Here is a 15,861-nt window from a genome sequence, read left to right on the forward strand (position 1 = left end):
CGGGGAAACGGAGTACCCGTATTCGCGCTCACACTCACACTGTATTTAGAACCCAATCAAGACAAACGGAGCCCAGTAATACGGCGCCGCATACTTCCCATCCTGGATCATCCCCAACTTCGCCTCCCGCAGCGTTTCAGCAAACACCCCGGTCGGCGCCTCCAGCAGTCGTCCATAAAACTGTTCCATTAGCACCGCCGTCGACACATCCGCCACACTCCAATACGACACCAATATATTCTTCGCGCCCGCATACACCAATGCACGTGACAAACCAATCACGCCTTCACCTTTCGAAAGCTTACCCAATCCCGTCTGGCACGCCGACAACGTCACCAGGGTGGCCCGTAGGTTTAGCGTATACACTTCCCCCGCAAAGAGATGCCCGTCTTCCCCCGCGCCCGGCTGCAAAAAGATCCGCGACAGCTCCGGGCTGGCTTCGTCGACTATCCCGTGGGTTGCAAAATGCAGGTATGTGTACGTATTGAGGCTTCCACCCTTTACGCGCCGCTCGTCCGCTTGTTGGCCCAGGTAAACCTGGTTTCCAAGGTTGCGCGCAGTAAAGCGTTGGGCAATGGCGTTCACTTCCGTTTCCGTGCCCGGCAGGTCGTTCAGGTTGTCGGAAACCGGGAAAGTTACCGGCGCACACAAAAAGATCGACGGCGAGGCCGACGGCGGCTGCGGTGCCGGCCGCTGGAGTATAACACCGGCCGAAAACTCGTAACGGATGCTATACCGCTTGAGCAGGTAAGGATAAGCCGCATAGGCCCCTTGCCCCGTCACCGTCATCTTACTGGGCGTTAATAACGTTTCAAACGGCACGCTACTCAGTCGCCCGGTAGGTAGAATGACCAGGTGTTTGATACCCTCTAGCTGATGATAGGGTATCAGCAACCCCGATAGGTTACTGGCCGTCAGCCGGTACGTTTCCTCGTTGTTAAATAGCAAACTGTTGCGCAGACCCGTGATATACCGGTCAAAATCTTTCGTGAGCGTATGGTCGGTAATGCGAAACTTCTTCTGCGTCAGTGTAAAGACGTATAGGTGACTGTTCTTTTCGTCAATGAAATAACTTAACAATGCCGTATGCGCATCCAGTCGTGCCTGCAGCTGCCGTGTGGCGGGCGCTGTGCTGTTAAAACGCAGGTTGAAGTAGTCGGGAAATTGTTGCTCCAGCCGGCGCGTATAGGCCGCATAACTACGGTTCAGGGTAAAGAGCTTCTCCCGCAGGCGTTTCTCCTCGGCGGCTTCGGGTTTTTGGGCCAGCTTCTGCGCACACTGGGCAATCGCAGCTTTCAGGTCTTTCTCTTCGTCCAGGAGCGTCGCCGGTATGCCGGCAAAGGCTTTGGCATTTGCTTCCGTAATCGCCTCCTGTAACACGGCCGACTTGCTCTTCTCGGCAAAATAAAATGCCAGTTCGCGATAGGTATATTTGTGAAGCGCGACCTCGGTCGCTTCAAACGCGATACGCACGCCGTCGGCGTATACTTCGTTAGCCGTAGCGCCCAGGCTGATCTTGTCGGTCTCGCTGGTCGTTTGTTGCCGCAGCTTGTCGATGAGGGTATCGCACCGCTGTAATGTTTGCAAGGCTGCCGTCAGGTCGGAGAATTTCAGCGTGCGGCCGTAATACCGGGCTTCCAGGGCCTGGGCTTTAGAAAGCAGCGAATACAGCAAAACGTTACCGTCGTAGAAGTCACGCAGGGGCGGATCACGATAGACATCCGTGTAGCGAAAGGTCGCGGTGTTCGCTTGCAGGGCCTGCTGGCAATATTCCAATGCACCGTGATAGTCGCGCGCGGCAAGCGACAGGTTTCCAAGCGCATTCAACACACGCGCCAGCTCGGGATGACGCGGGCCATAGCTTTCGGTGTACATCGCACGTGCGCGTTGGTAAAACGCCAGGGCCGCTTGGGTGTCGCCAATCTTCCGGTATGTTTCCCCCAGGTTAAAAAGTACAAAGGCCTTGGCAGGATGAGGACCTGGATATACTTTTTCGTTGATCTTGAGCGCCGCCTCGAAGTTGTTCACGGCATCGCCATACAATTCTAAACGGCGGTATAAAAAGCCCGTGTTGGTGCGGGCAATAGCGATCTTGGGGTGCCCGGAGCCGTGCAGGTTCTGGTAAATAGCCAGGGCCTTCTCATAATAGTCCAACGCTTTGTCGGCATCGGTGTTACTAAACACCAGGCCGAGGTCGTTGTACGAGGCGGCGATCAGCTCGTGATTGGCCGGTAACAATTTCTGACGATACGCGAGCGCCACCGTCAGCTGCTCTTCGGCTTGGGTATACTTACCGGTAGCGCGGTATAGATTGCCGAGATGTGACAGCGCCTGCGCAGCCTCCAGGCTATTGGCGCGCCCGGCTTCTTCCAAACGCGTGATGGCGAGCTGCAAGGCCTCCAATGCCTGGTCGTTGCGGCCCTGGTTCAGGTATAGTAATCCGGATTGCGTTTGCACCACGCCGGCCAGGGCGGGTGTGGTTGCCATAGGTATAATGGCGGCCAGCAGGGTAGAGGCTTCGTCAAACCTCCCCAGACGAATCAGCGCTTCCGCTTTCCGTGCCTGTAGCAATACGCGTGTAGCCGCGTCGGTCGTGCCCGCCAGCGTCGCATCTGCGAGCGTCAGCGCGCCGGTATAATCCGCGTCCTGGAGATACTGGTCGATCGACGCGGGCAGGGTTTGTGCAGTAAGCTCACTGGCAACAGCCAGCAGCAGCGTTAACAACAGGCAGGAGAATTTCATGGATCAGAACCGGTAATAATAACTTAACGTTGATACAAACTCACGCTTCAGGCCGTCCGTGTTCGGATCCCGGTTCACGATCTTGTGCCCCAACAGCATCTTGATACCCGACTGCACATTAAAACTATAGCCTGTTGTCAGCAATCCTGTCAGCGCGAGCCCGGTACTACCTTCCTGCGCCACACGTTCGCCCGTGCCCAACGTGATATAGTCGTGCGTAATGCGGTAGATGGGCAGGAGACCCAGCGTAAAATTGAGTCGAGAGAATCGTATGTTACGTTCCACACGGAACATCACATCCGTACCGCGGCGCAGTTCGTTGGCCACCGAATACCGGTGTATGTAGTTCATGTCTTCGCCGCTGCCTTCCCACCGGCTCCACAAAAACTGGTTCTCGTTCCGGTTAAAGGCATGTTGAATACCCGTGGCGAACAACCACTTTTTGCTGATGACCGAAATACCCGCCACACCGTCGTAGGTACCCAGGCTGGTCTGGTAATACATGGGCAGCGGTCGGCCGTTCTCGTCCAGGTCTGAATGGTTCGTGGGAATCTTGCCGCCCACCGATACGTTAACATCGTACACGCTGTTGGAAAATACATTACGTGTCACACAAAGCGAGACATCGCCCAGGCTGGACGTATTGCCCAGGCGCCCCGACACCGCCTGATACGGTAGCTTCACCTGGAAAGAAGTCTTTTGATTGATACTAAAGTTCATGTCCGCCGTGGCCACATACACGATCGGCGTCAGAGTTGTCTCGCCACGGTAAAAGGTCAGTTCCATGGAGCGGAGACGAAACTCAATTTTTTTGTTAAAGGGCTGGTCGGGCTTAAGGGCACCCATCGTACAGAAACCAGCGTCACTGCAACCCTGGGCCCGAAGGGCGAGGGGAGAAGCGGCCAGCACCACACCCAGTGCCAGGGGTAAGAACGTTTTGAACATAATCGGCTTCCCCGGAAAATACCGCGCAGGGGAACAGTTTTGGATTTCGGGGCTAAAATTACTTCTTTTAAACATTGCCAGACGACGCTTTGAAAAAAATACTCCTTGTTGAAGACGACCATCGGCTTTCGCAGTCAGTCGCCGCCGCCCTCGAAAAAGACGGCTATACCTGCGTGCCTGCCTATGACGGACAGATGGCACTGAAAGCTTTCCAGCAGGATACCTATCACCTGGTGCTGTTAGACCTCAACCTGCCCAAAATGAACGGTATCGACCTCTGCGATCGCTTCCGGAACATGAATCCCGGGATCCCCATTCTGGTAATCACCGCCTTTGGCGATATCGACAGTAAAATGGAAGCCTTCGAGACCGGCGCCGACGACTACCTGGTCAAGCCCTTCCACCTCAAAGAGCTGCAGGCCAAAGTAAAAGTGTTTCTCAAACGTGCCGAGCAGCCCGCCGCCGCCGAGGCCGTCTTGCAACTGGCGGACATCCGCCTTGATCCCAATAAAAAGGTGGCCATCCGCGAGGGCAAAGAAATACACCTGACTCCCAAAGAATACAGCCTGTTGGAATACATGCTGCGGCACAAAAAACGCATCATCTCCAAAGATGAGCTGGCCATGAACCTCTGGGATGCCAACTATGGTGTCACCCACAATACCATCGAGGTATATATCAACTTTCTGCGCAACAAGATCGATAAGGACTTCGAGAAGAAGCTCATCCTCACCAAGCCGGGGTTCGGGTACTACCTAAACGATCAACGCGATGAACTTTAAGACGCGTCTCACGCTGCTTTTCGTAGGCCTGTTTGTCGTCGTGCTCACCGCCATCCTCAGCTTCATCTATATCCTGTACGCCGAGTTCCGCCGCGAAGAATTCTTCGAGCGCCTGCGCGAAAAAAGCTTCACCACGGCCAAGCTGCTCACCGAGGTAAAAGACATGGACCTGGAAGTGCTCAAGATCATCGACCAGAATTCCATCAACAAACTATATGACGAAAAGATCCTCATCTTCGACTCGACCAACCGCCTCATCTATAGCAGCCTCGACGACGAAAAGATACCCTACTCACCATCGCTCATCGAGCAGATCCGGACGCGCGCCGACAAGTATTACGTCGACGATGACGGCGACGAAGTGGTGGGGGTGCACTATAAAGAACAAGGCCACGACTACGTCATCCTGGCCTCGGCCTATGACACGTATGGCATCAGCAAAGTAGAGAACCTCAAGACCCTGGTGATCGTCGCGCTGGTGTTGGGCGCAGCGCTCATTGCCGTGGCGGCGTACTTTTACATCCGCCAGGTATTCCGTCCCATCGACGACTTGAACAAGTCCATCCAGACCATCACCGAAAACAACCTCCACGAGTTCATTCGGGTCCACAAAAACCGTGACGAGCTCGACAAACTTGCCGTCAACTACAACCAGATGCTCGCGCGCCTGTTCAAAGCCTTCGAGTCGCAGCGCTCCTTCGTGCGGCACGCGGCGCACGAGCTCAAGACACCGCTGGCCATCATCCGTACAAAGCTCGAGCGCCTCGAAGACCTCACCGCCGGCCACCCCGAAGTCGGTACTATATTGACCGGTCTATCCGACGACGTCGATGGCCAGGCAGCCCTGGTCGAATCGTTGCTCCTCATGCAGCGCCTGCAATCACAAGTCCCCATCAACACCGGGCCCGTTCGTGTGGACGAGCTCCTCGACGAAAGCGCCCGCGAGCTCCAGGTAGTATACCCCCAGCAAGTCGTGAAGATCGACATCGATGCTTCCGTCGAAGCTGAAGAGCAGCTCACCGTCATCGGCAACGCGCTGCTGCTGAAAATCTGCTTCCGAAACCTCATTGCCAACGCCGCCCTCTACGCGCCAACCCACCCACTTACCATCGACCTCGCCAAAATCCCCGAGGGCCTGCGCCTGCGCTTCTCCAACCCCGGCGAAGAGCCGATCCCGCAAGGCCTCATCTTCGAGCCCTTCTACCGCCAACCCCGCGAACAAGAAAAACCCGGCCACGGCCTCGGCCTCTCCATCGTCCGCCAAATCACCGACCTCACCCACGGCAGCATAACCTACACGTACGCAGAAGGCAAACACATCTTCACGCTAATATTCACACATATATAGTAAAAGAAGAGGAAGTGACTATAAATGGTTGCTGGCGCAAGTCTGAGCACGGTCTCGGGGCGGGGACTTGTGACTACAACTGCTGCCAGTCTTCAGACTGGCGTAGGGCCAGGAAAAGTGTGGAGCTACTAACGGGTTGTGCTTAAATCTAATTCCTCACAAACAACCCCTTCAAAAACACCTCCAGCTCCTCCTGCGTCCACTTCGACGAAGTACCTCTAAAATTATACAACAACCCACGCCGGGTACCAAACAAAAAGATCGCGTCCACGCTTTTGTCCGTGGCATCATACGCTCGCCCAAGAATATACCCCTTCGTAGCACTACTATCCTGTAGAATGTCGACGGTCACGTGCTGCTTGTTCCGCCAGAACTCCGTCTCCCACGTCGTAAACGCAGCCAGGTGTTCCTGATCGGTTCTCCCTTTCTGGTAAACTTCTTTATACTCTTGAAATGGGATTAAACTGGCATGCAGCCGCGTAGAGTCGCTGTAAAGAATACGTGCTTTAGCCCCCTCGTCATATCCAACCTGCTCCCACTTGTGCGGAAAAGTAATACCGCCATACGGTAGCAGTGTCAGTACCGTTTGATCCTTTTTAGTATCATAATTCAGCCCGGTGATCGTGGCCGTGCCAGCCGGGCAGTTCCAACATTGGGAAGACATGCAGCCGGCCAATCCTGCCGAAAGGCCGACGAATAACACCAACAGTTTATACATATAGTTTAGCTAAATAATTACTACAATATAGATGTGGAAACTACGCAAAAAGTTTGCCCGATCCCGCTAACGAGTCCACAATTGCTCACGTCACCAACAGGCTTTAGAAAACCATTCTCCCTAATCGATGGGATATGATTAATACCCTGTGCAGGGTAGCTACCCTACACAGGGTAATTTATTTATAATTATTCTAATTAAGTATTATACTGTATACCTTGCGCGCCGATTCAACCGCCATGCCTCAATCTGCGAAGTCTTTATCTAAACCGCTCGACACGAGAAAGTTGCTAGCCCTGGTGATACTGCTCCTCGGCACAACCTGGGCGTACGCACAAGCGCCTGCCGCCATATCCGGCACAGTTTCCGGTCATGACGGAGCAGGTTTGTCGATGGCTTCGATAACAGTTGAAGGGGGCAAGGGCGAAGTTGCCGACGTGAACGGCCGCTACCGAATTACAAACGTCCCGGCGGGGACATATAAGGTATCGGCTGTCGTCGTGGGCTATAAAAAGCAAACAAAGGAAGTTACCCTGCGCGCCGGCCAGAGCGTAACGCTCAACTTCTCCCTGGAAGAAAATGTACAGGGACTGGAGGAGATAACCGTCACGGGTCAAAAAACGGACGTACAGCAAGTGCGGGAACAAAGTTTCTCCGTTTCCTCTATTGATGTAACACCCCTGCAAAACCTGAACCTGGACGTAAACAGCGTATTGAACCGGAGCACAGGCATTCGCATCCGGCAGGGTGGGGGACTCGGCTCGGACTTCAACTTTTCGTTGAATGGCTTTTCGGGAAATCAGGTACGCTTTTTCGTCGACGGCATTTCGGCCGACTACCTGGGCGCGGGCATGCGCTTCAACAACATCCCGGTCAATATCATCGATCGTATGAAGTATATAAAGGTGTGGTGCCTGTTCACCTCGGTGCCGATGCGCTGGGCGGTGCCGTTAATATCGTGACCAACGACAATGCAAAAGACTTTCTGGACGCAAGCTACAGCCATGGCTCGTTTAATACGCACCAGGCGGCCATTGCCAGCCGGGCTACTTTTAAAAACAAGTTCATCCTGAATCTCAGTGGATTTTTCAACTATAGCGATAACGACTTTACAGTAGATGCCCCGTTGGTAGACAAGAGCACGGGCAGGATCGGGCCCGATCAGCCGTTCAAGCTGTTCAACGAGCAGTACAAAGGCGGCTCGGTGTTGGTGGAAGGCGGCGTGATCAATACAAAATGGGCAGACCGCTTGCTGGTTGGGCTGATTGCTTCCGAAAGCAACAAACACCTTCAGCGAGGGCGCGCGATGGTGCTGAACCCTGCCGGTCGTGTGTATACCACCGATGAAACGATCACCCCCACGCTGAAATACCGCAAGGCAAACCTCGGCGTCAAAAACCTGTCGCTTAATCTCTCCGCGATCTACACGGCTACCGAGTCAATGCGTGCCGACACCAGCTCCCGCATTTATGACTGGGACGGCACATACGTCACGCGCGCCTTCGGTACCACGTCAGGCGAAATCAGCTGGTTTAAAACCAACTTCCGGTTCAATGATCGGTTCATATTCAACACCGCCACGCTTCAGTATGTCCTGAAGGATCGTCACACCTTTACCCTAAACAATACCAATTCCTACATGCGTCGCCAGGGCAGCGACCCCATTGCGGAACAATACACCGAAAACATCGCGTTTGCGCAACCCAACACGATGCGTAAAAACATTACGGGCGTCTCTTACGAGCTCGGTCTGCTAGATAACCAGTTGAAGACTATGGTCTTTGCCAAGCTATTTAATATGAATACCCAAACGCAGCAGGAAGTGGGTGACACCGGTGAATACCGGTATATAATCGACAAGACCGTACAACATGGCTTTGGTATAGCCTCATCATGGTTTGTCTCAAAGCAGGTGCAGCTGAAAGCTTCGTACGAACATACGGCACGCTTGCCCGAAGATGATGAGATGTTTGGCGATGGCCTCCTCTTGCAGCCGAACCTGACGCTGAAACCGGAGCGAAGCCATAACTTCAACGTCGACGTATTGTATACCAAACATCTTCGCGGCGATCACTCCTTGCGGGTAGACGGCGGATTGATCTATCGCCTTCCTAAAAACATGATACGCATTGTAGCGATCGGTGTCACGGCCCAGGCACAGAACCAGACCACCGCCCGTGTAATGGGTGCTGAGGGGACCATCCGCTATGGCTATAAACGTCGCGTGAATGTAGAGTTGAATGCAACCTATCAGGATATCCGCAACAACAATAAGACGATCGATAGCTATCCCGATCCGCTGCGGTTAGACCGGATTCCAAACATCCCGTATTTGTTTGGCAATGCCATGGTGGGTGTAACCTCCAACCGGATGGGGGAATCGGAATGGCAGGTTGGCTTCAACTGGGCCACAATGTACGTGCGGGAGTTTTATTTGAACTGGCCGTCGCAGGGAAGCAAGGATTCCAAGTCGGTCATTCCCAACCAGATTTCGCACGATGCGTCGGTAACGGCTAGCGCCCACGGGGGCAAGTATAATCTCAGTTTCTCTTGCTGGAACGTGGCCGACAGTAAACTGTACGACAATTACAAAGTGCAGAAGCCGGGTAGAAGTTTTAACGTAAAGCTTCGCTATTACATCGCCCGATTTAAAGATTAGTCAACTATCATCTATCAATTCTATAAACAATGAAAATGCAAACACTTAAAGTCGCAGGTCTCATGGCGCTCCTGACGTTGGGTATGAGCGCTTGTAGCGATGACTCGGACTCTAATGGAGTAGGTAAATATGTACTCGGTTTCCGCACGTCGACTGACCCCACAGCCGATTACATCGTGTATACCAATAACCTCGGTTCTGGCTCGATCTCTGCTACCGGCAACGGCAAAGAGCAAGACGGATGGAGCTACTATATAAAAGCAGGCGACACCTATCTGGCGCTGAACTATACTAACAGCATTGCGAAAGGATATAAAGTTAGCGAGAGTGGATTGACAGAGGTAGGACAGTTCGCGTTCGAACGTATGGATTGTTTCGGTGAAGGCACAGACGGCACTGCCATCGCCATTGGCGCTCCTTGGGGAGGTGGCTCATACGATTGTAAGATCCAGATCGTCGACGGTGAAAGCGTTTCCATTACCAAAAGCGTAACCACACCCATTTACGACAAAGCCTTCGATGCGGGCGTACAGCTTAATGCATGGCCCACCGCTACGTGGGTTGACGGAAATAAGTTATATGTATCGTTCTACCCGGTACTGGGCGGCGAAGACTGGCTAACACCGACAACCGACACTGCCTACGTAAGCGTGTACTCATATCCGGCACTGCAATACGAGTCAACCTTTAAAGATACTCGTACAGGCCCTATCGGCTACTATAGCAGTCAGCCGTGCGTATTAAAAGACGAGAACGGCGACCGCTATACGTTCTCAAGCGCTTCCATTGCAGCAGGGTTCACTCAATCAACGAAACCGTCGGGTATCCTGAAAATCAACAAGGGCGAACAGGCTTTCGATGACGATTACTTCTTCAACGTGGAAGCCCTGGGGTATCGCCTGATGGGCGGCGCCTATGTCGGAAATGGCATCGTCGTGGCGCGTGTTGTTTCGGCAGCACTTGACGCTACGTTGCCCCCGTGGGCTGCATTTTCCGTGGCCGCGGCACCAATCCATAACATCGTCGTACTGGACCTGAATGCTAAAACCCTGAAAGTAGTAGCGGAAATTCCGTTGCACGGAGGTCAATACCTCACGCCGTTCCTCGTCGAAGACGGTAAAGTATGGGCTTCTGTCACCGTCGATACAAATAACGCATTTGTATACCAGATCGACCCCCAAACGGCGACCGCTACCAAAGGTGCACGCATCGAGGGCTCCGAAATTCAAGCGTTCTATATACGCTAATCGCAGTCGACCGGAAAACACACTAAAGCAGGCTTTCACAAAAAAGCCTGCTTTTTTTGTTCCGGGGCCGCAGCATCGGCGGCAGCCACGTTCGTGTGGCACCCGCCAACGTTAGAAAAAAGTCGATCGGCCTCACCGGGCGGCGTGCTCCGTTAATCGCCATCAAATGCTGCAGCGTTTCTAATACATTTCTAAGGATTTTCTTATCGATTTTTAAGATCCGGGGCCAATTTTTGTGCGTAAAATACACGGTAATCCGGGCATAAAATTTTATGCCGGGATGGACGCCGAAAAGCCCGATAACTATCGGCAGGTCAGGTGGATAATCACCTGGAGCTGACGATCGGAATTTCCAGAACATGATGACGAACAATTCAATCATACGGATCCTCCGCGAGGGAGGACTGTTACTGAAGCATGACTTCGATCCCGCCGTTCTTCGGTTTGTGGAGATCAATAACCGGCCGTATACCCGCGATCAGTTTGCAGAATTTCGCAACGACCTGATCGAGGCCGGCAGCAAGGTCCGGATGTTATTCCTCGAACAAACACAGCCGGCCGAGGCATTGCCCGCATTTGTGAAGGAAAACCGGTTGCCGACATTGGTGTTTGTCGAGCAGCCGCAGGGCCTGGTGCCTATGTTATTGTACTATGAACAAAAGCGCCTGCGGTTTGCGTTACTGCCCGCCGACGAAAAACGGGCCGTAACAGGTGAGTCTCCCGACCTGCAGCATCTGTTCCAGGACGAACAAGGATGCGCCGTGGCCTTTGTGCTCTACTCGTATCGCAGCCTGGTGAGCGAATATGCCTACGACAGCGATGCCATTCCCACACCCATGCATCCCGTGCGACGGTTTGTGCGGCTGTTGTCAACCGAACGAAAGAATATCCTGTATATATTGTTCTATTCGGTCGTCATCGGGCTGACCAGCCTGATCCTGCCGGTCGGAATTCAGAACACGGTCCAACTCGTGTCCGGCGGCGTGTTCTTCAGCTCGATCTATGTGCTGATCGCCGCTGTGATCCTCGGCATTTTATTTACCGGTGTCCTCCAGATCATCCAGATCACACTCGTGGAATACCTGCAACGGCGGGTATTTACCAAAGCGGCGCTGGAATTTGCGTTTCGCATTCCGCGCATCCGCCTGGAGTCGATCATGAAGAGCTACGCCCCAGAGCTGGTCAACCGGTTCTTCGATGTCATCACGCTGCAGAAGGGACTGCCCAAGCTGCTCATCGACCTGACGTCGGCCGTTGTACAGATCGTGTTCGGGCTCATCCTGCTGTCGTTGTACCACCCATTCTTCGTGTTCTTCAGCTTCATGCTCGTGCTGATCCTGTTCCTGATCTTCCGGTTCACGGGGCCGAGCGGCCTGCGATCGTCGATCGACGAATCCAAGTATAAATATAAAGTGGCGCAGTGGCTCGAAGAGCTCGCGCGCGCGTTAAATTCGTTCAAGCTGGCGGGCAATACCGATCTGCCTATGCGCAAGACCGACACCAATGTAAGTGCGTACCTCAAATACCGCAAGGCGCACTTCCAGGTGCTGATCACGCAGTTTTCGTTCATTGTGGTCTTCAAGACGGCAATCACGGCCGCACTGCTCATCATGGGCGCCTTGCTGGTGGTCGACCGCCAGATCACGCTCGGCCAGTTTGTCGCCTCGGAGGTAATCATCATCATGCTCCTCAACTCTGTGGAGAAGGTAATCACCTACATGGACGTAGTCTACGACCTGCTCACAGCCGTAGACAAGGTCGCGCAGATCACAGACCTGCCGCTGGAGAAAGTGGGCGGGCTTGATTTCCCACGCCTGGCCAGCCAGGGGTATCTTGTACAGATCAAAGGACTGAAATATAAATACCCGGACAAGTCCACGTATGCCCTGCACGGCGTGGATCTGACGGTACAGCCAGGCGAACGCATCTGTATCGCCGGCCCCGGCAATGCAGGCAAAACAACGCTGACCAACCTGATGGCAGGGATTCACACCGACTACGAGGGGATCATCACCATCAACCATTACTCACTGCGCGACCTCGACATCCGTCACCTGCGCGACAGCATCGCCAAGAACATCTCGCCGGAAGATATCTTCGACGGCACCATCCTCGAAAATATAACGCTGGGAAGCCAGACCCGTACCGTCGAAGACGCCATCGCGGCCATCCGTTCCGTGCACCTGGAAGATGAGATCAACCGGTTGCCCGAGGGCCTGAGCACGCACGTCGTGAGCGGAGGCAAGGGCTTCTCGAGCTCGTTTATTCATAAGCTGATCCTGGCACGCTGCCTGGCCAAGAAGCCGTCGCTCATCATCCTGAACGACTTCTTCTCCGGCCTCAAACGGCAGCAGAAACTGGAAGTGCTCCAGTCCGTCATCAACGAACGGGCACCGTGGACGCTCATCGCAGTGTCCAACGATCCGCTGGTGATGGCAGCCTGCGACCGCGTCATTCTACTCTACGACGGCCGCATTTCCGAAGAAGGATCCTTTACCGAGCTGCAAAAAAAAGGTACGATCAACCAATACATCGAATAACAGAAGTATGATGAAACTATCCGATCAGGATGTAGGGCCACTCATCCAGACTGAAAACCGATACTCGCTGCGCGCGCTGGAAACACCACGCGCCGGCGTCATACTGGCGCGTTGTCTGCTGGCGATGGCAATTGTGCTGTTGCTGTTTATGTTCCTGCCCTGGCAACAGAATATTCGCGGCTCGGGCAAGGTGACCGCGCTCAACCCTGCGCACCGCCCGCAGACCGTGCAGGCCGTCATTGCAGGCCAGATACAAAAATGGCACGTACAGGAAGGCCAGTACGTGCGTGCAGGCGATACGATCGTCACCATCCGCGAGGTAAAAGAAAAGTACTTCGACCCGCAGCTGCTCGAGCGCCTGCAGGAGCAACTGGCCGCCAAGAAGAGCAGCCTGGTGGCGAAACGCGAAAAAGCCGACGCCCTGCGGCGACAGATCGTCGCGTTGCAGCAGGGCCGCGACCGTAAGATCGAACAATCGAAAGCAAAGCTCGAGGCCGAACGGGTAAAGTTCCGGAACGCCGAAAACCAATATCAGCGGAATAAAAAGCTCTACGAAGCCGGCAATATTCCGCTTACGAAATTCCAGGAGATCACCTACAAATACGAAGGCAGCGTAGCCGATTACCAGAACGCACAGGTAGAGATCGAACGCCTTCGCGCGGAGTACGAAGAGAAGATCAGCAAGTCTCATTCCGATCTCAACGCTACCGAATCGGATGTCTTCGACAGCGAAGGCGACATCGCCAAGCTGACCAACGAGTATGCCAACACGCGCATCCGCAACGACCAGTACCAGATCACCACGGCGCAGTCGGGCTACGTCGTGCGGGCAATGAAAGCCGGCATTGGCGAAACCATCAAAGAAGGCGACGCCGTCTGCACGGTTATGCCCGAGGCGCGCGACCTGGCCGTGGAGATGTATGTCAAAGCCATGGACATGCCGTTGATCAGCAAAGGCCGCCATGTGCGCATCGAGTTCGATGGCTGGCCCGCCTTGCAATTCTCCGGATGGCCGAGCGTCTCCGTAGGTACCTTTGGCGGCACCGTCCAGGTGATTGACTACTTCAGTGCCGAACCCGGTACGTTCCGTATCCTGGTGACCCCCGACAATAACCGTCGCGAGCCCTGGCCGCAACAACTGCGCGTCGGTTCCGGCGTGCGGGGATGGGTCATGCTCGACGATGTACCCGTATGGTACGAGATCTGGCGGCAGCTCAACGGCTTTCCGCCGAGCCTGTATAAAGCTCCTCTTGAACAAGCGCTCCCCGGCCAGGGCACCACCGATACGAAAGAAAAAAAATAACGGCTATACTATGCGAAGCATCGCTTGTCTGTTTCTTTCTCTCATCCTGCACACCGCCGCGGCCCAGGTGCCACGCGACTCGCTCTTTCACCTGCCCGACACCGCCCGGCCGTTTACGCTGGAGAATTTCTACGAGGTCATCCTGCGCTATCATCCCGTGGCCCGTCAGGCCAACCTGCTCCCGGAGGTCGCCCGTCAGGAAATCCGCCTCGCCCGCGGCCAGTTCGACCCCAAGCTGGAAGCACAATATTTACTCAAGCAATACAAAGGCACCGAATATTACCGCCTCTTCGACGCTGCGCTGAAAGCGTCCACGCGATCGCCTGTTACACCTTTCGTCGGCCTCGAACGCAACACCGGTCAGTATCTCAACCCCGAGCACTATATCTCCGGGGAATATGACTATAAGCAACTCTACGCCGGCATCACGGTTCCGTTAGGGCAGGGGTTGCTCACCGACGAACGTCGCACGGCGCTGCGCCAGGCGGAGCTTTACCGCACACTGTTGGAGGCCGAGCAAGTAAAGATGATGAATAAACTTCTGCTGGAAGCCGCCAAAGCTTACTGGAGCTGGTACCACAGCTATTACAATTACCGCCTGGCAACGAACACCCTCTCCGTTGCGGGGGAAATTTTCCGCCGCACGAAGAGCAACTTCGAAGGCGGCGAGGCCGCGCCGATCGACACCGTGCAGGCGAAAATTACCTACCTCGAGCGCGCCGTCAGCCGCCAGGAAGCGTATACCGACTACCGCAACAACGGGCTGGCGGTGTCGACCTTTCTCTGGGATAGTCTGGGTAACCCCGTCGAGCTCCTGCCGCACCATGTACCGGTGCAGGAGACTGCCGTCTTCACCCTGACCCCGGCTGCATTACAAGCGCTCCTCGATCAGGCAAAAGCCAATCACCCCGAACTGCGCAAGCTCAACGTCAAGTTGCAGCAGCTCGTATACGACCAGCGTCTCGCCGCCGAGTTTCTCAAGCCGAAGCTGAATGCATCGTACTATATGCTCAATCAACCATTCTCTCCCGAGGGTTCTTCGGGCGCCTTTACATGGGATGATAACATGAAGCTCGGCGTCGACTTCTCGTTCCCCATTTTCCTACGCAAGGAACGCTCCAAGGTAGCGCAGTTGAAACTCAAGGTAGCCAACACCGAATATGACCGCGAGCTCACGTCGCGACAAATTATAAACGACCTGCAGGCCGCGTATAACCAGCTCCTCAATAACGGCATCGTGCTGCAACAGCAGCAACAGATGGTCGAGCATTATCACCGCCTGATGAGCGCCGAATTGACGAACCTCGAAAATGGTGAAAGCGATCTGTTCAAGATCAACGTCCAGCAGGAAAAGCTCTTTCAGGCCGAGTCAAAACTCATCAAGATCATGGCCGAATACGAAAAACAAAAAGCCGTCCTTTACTGGTCGGCGGGCGTACGCCCGTTGGGAGCAGAGTGAGTGTCGAATGTCAGGGATGAATAAAAACCATATTAAAAAGACTTATTTAAGCTTCTTTTAAGCGCTCCTTTAAGCCCCTCTAAAGTTCACGCCCGTTCTTTTGTATTAAACACAACAA

General features: G+C 54.2%; 12 protein-coding genes. 8 read left to right on the forward strand and 4 right to left on the reverse strand.

Going from position 1 to position 15,861, the window contains the following annotated elements:
- Nucleotides 1–45: 45 nt before the first annotated feature.
- Entirely contained in the window at nt 46–2,742 is a 2,697-nt protein-coding gene (locus tag K7P01_RS20270) for a CHAT domain-containing tetratricopeptide repeat protein (protein ID WP_267296402.1), read from the reverse strand.
- A gap of 3 nt (nt 2,743–2,745) precedes the next feature.
- A complete protein-coding gene (locus K7P01_RS20275) occupies nt 2,746–3,687 on the reverse strand; it encodes a hypothetical protein (RefSeq protein ID WP_267296403.1) in 942 nt (313 codons plus the stop codon).
- Between the two features lie 89 nt (nt 3,688–3,776).
- Here K7P01_RS20275 and K7P01_RS20280 point away from each other — a divergent pair, with 89 nt between their 5' ends.
- Together K7P01_RS20280 and K7P01_RS20285 are read left to right on the forward strand one after the other, a co-directional pair.
- Nucleotides 3,777–4,469, forward strand: coding sequence for a response regulator transcription factor (locus K7P01_RS20280; RefSeq protein ID WP_267296404.1), 693 nt, complete (start codon nt 3,777–3,779; stop codon nt 4,467–4,469).
- Nucleotides 4,459–5,817, forward strand: coding sequence for a HAMP domain-containing sensor histidine kinase (locus K7P01_RS20285; protein ID WP_267296405.1), 1,359 nt, complete (start codon nt 4,459–4,461; stop codon nt 5,815–5,817). Before K7P01_RS20280 ends, K7P01_RS20285 begins: the two co-directional genes overlap by 11 nt.
- Before the next feature lie 148 nt (nt 5,818–5,965).
- Here K7P01_RS20285 and K7P01_RS20290 read toward each other — a convergent pair whose 3' ends face one another.
- A complete protein-coding gene (locus K7P01_RS20290; protein ID WP_267296406.1) occupies nt 5,966–6,535 on the reverse strand; it encodes a hypothetical protein in 570 nt (189 codons plus the stop codon).
- A 239-nt stretch (nt 6,536–6,774) separates the two neighbouring features.
- Between K7P01_RS20290 and K7P01_RS20295 the strand changes: the two genes are divergently transcribed.
- Genes K7P01_RS20295 through K7P01_RS20305 form a run of 3 tightly spaced genes read left to right on the forward strand, consistent with a single transcriptional unit; the run spans nt 6,775 to nt 10,441 of the window.
- Nucleotides 6,775–7,497, forward strand: coding sequence for a carboxypeptidase-like regulatory domain-containing protein (locus tag K7P01_RS20295; protein ID WP_267296407.1), 723 nt, complete (start codon nt 6,775–6,777; stop codon nt 7,495–7,497).
- The gene (locus tag K7P01_RS20300) at nt 7,443–9,194 is read left to right on the forward strand and encodes a hypothetical protein (protein ID WP_267296408.1); all 1,752 of its coding nucleotides are present in this window, start codon (nt 7,443–7,445) and stop codon (nt 9,192–9,194) included. Before K7P01_RS20295 ends, K7P01_RS20300 begins: the two co-directional genes overlap by 55 nt.
- A 35-nt stretch (nt 9,195–9,229) precedes the next feature.
- Nucleotides 9,230–10,441 (forward strand): DUF4374 domain-containing protein, encoded by a 1,212-nt coding sequence (locus tag K7P01_RS20305; RefSeq protein WP_267296409.1) that lies wholly within the window; start codon nt 9,230–9,232, stop codon nt 10,439–10,441.
- Nucleotides 10,442–10,463: 22 nt separating this feature from the next.
- On the opposite strand, the gene K7P01_RS20310 is transcribed toward K7P01_RS20305, so the two are convergent.
- Nucleotides 10,464–10,823, reverse strand: a complete 360-nt coding sequence (locus K7P01_RS20310) for a hypothetical protein (protein WP_267296410.1) — start codon at nt 10,821–10,823, stop codon at nt 10,464–10,466.
- On the opposite strand from K7P01_RS20310, the gene K7P01_RS20315 reads away from it, so the two are divergent.
- From K7P01_RS20315 to K7P01_RS20325, 3 genes are read left to right on the forward strand one after another with little or no spacing between them, the layout of a single operon-like run.
- Nucleotides 10,801–12,981 carry a peptidase domain-containing ABC transporter gene (locus tag K7P01_RS20315; RefSeq protein WP_267296411.1) on the forward strand — a complete coding sequence of 727 codons (2,181 nt, stop codon included), beginning with the start codon at nt 10,801–10,803 and terminating at the stop codon, nt 12,979–12,981. The two genes, K7P01_RS20310 and K7P01_RS20315, sit on opposite strands and share 23 nt — an antisense overlap.
- A 7-nt stretch (nt 12,982–12,988) precedes the next feature.
- Nucleotides 12,989–14,284: an HlyD family secretion protein gene (locus tag K7P01_RS20320; protein ID WP_267296412.1), complete on the forward strand. Its 1,296-nt coding sequence runs from the start codon at nt 12,989–12,991 to the stop codon at nt 14,282–14,284.
- 10 nt (nt 14,285–14,294) lie between these two features.
- Nucleotides 14,295–15,743: a TolC family protein gene (locus K7P01_RS20325; RefSeq protein WP_267296413.1), complete on the forward strand. Its 1,449-nt coding sequence runs from the start codon at nt 14,295–14,297 to the stop codon at nt 15,741–15,743.
- The last annotated feature ends 118 nt before the right edge of the window (nt 15,744–15,861 follow it).

It is taken from the genome of Parachryseolinea silvisoli, from assembly GCF_021190955.1.
Lineage (GTDB): Bacteria > Bacteroidota > Bacteroidia > Cytophagales > Cyclobacteriaceae > Ohtaekwangia > Ohtaekwangia silvisoli.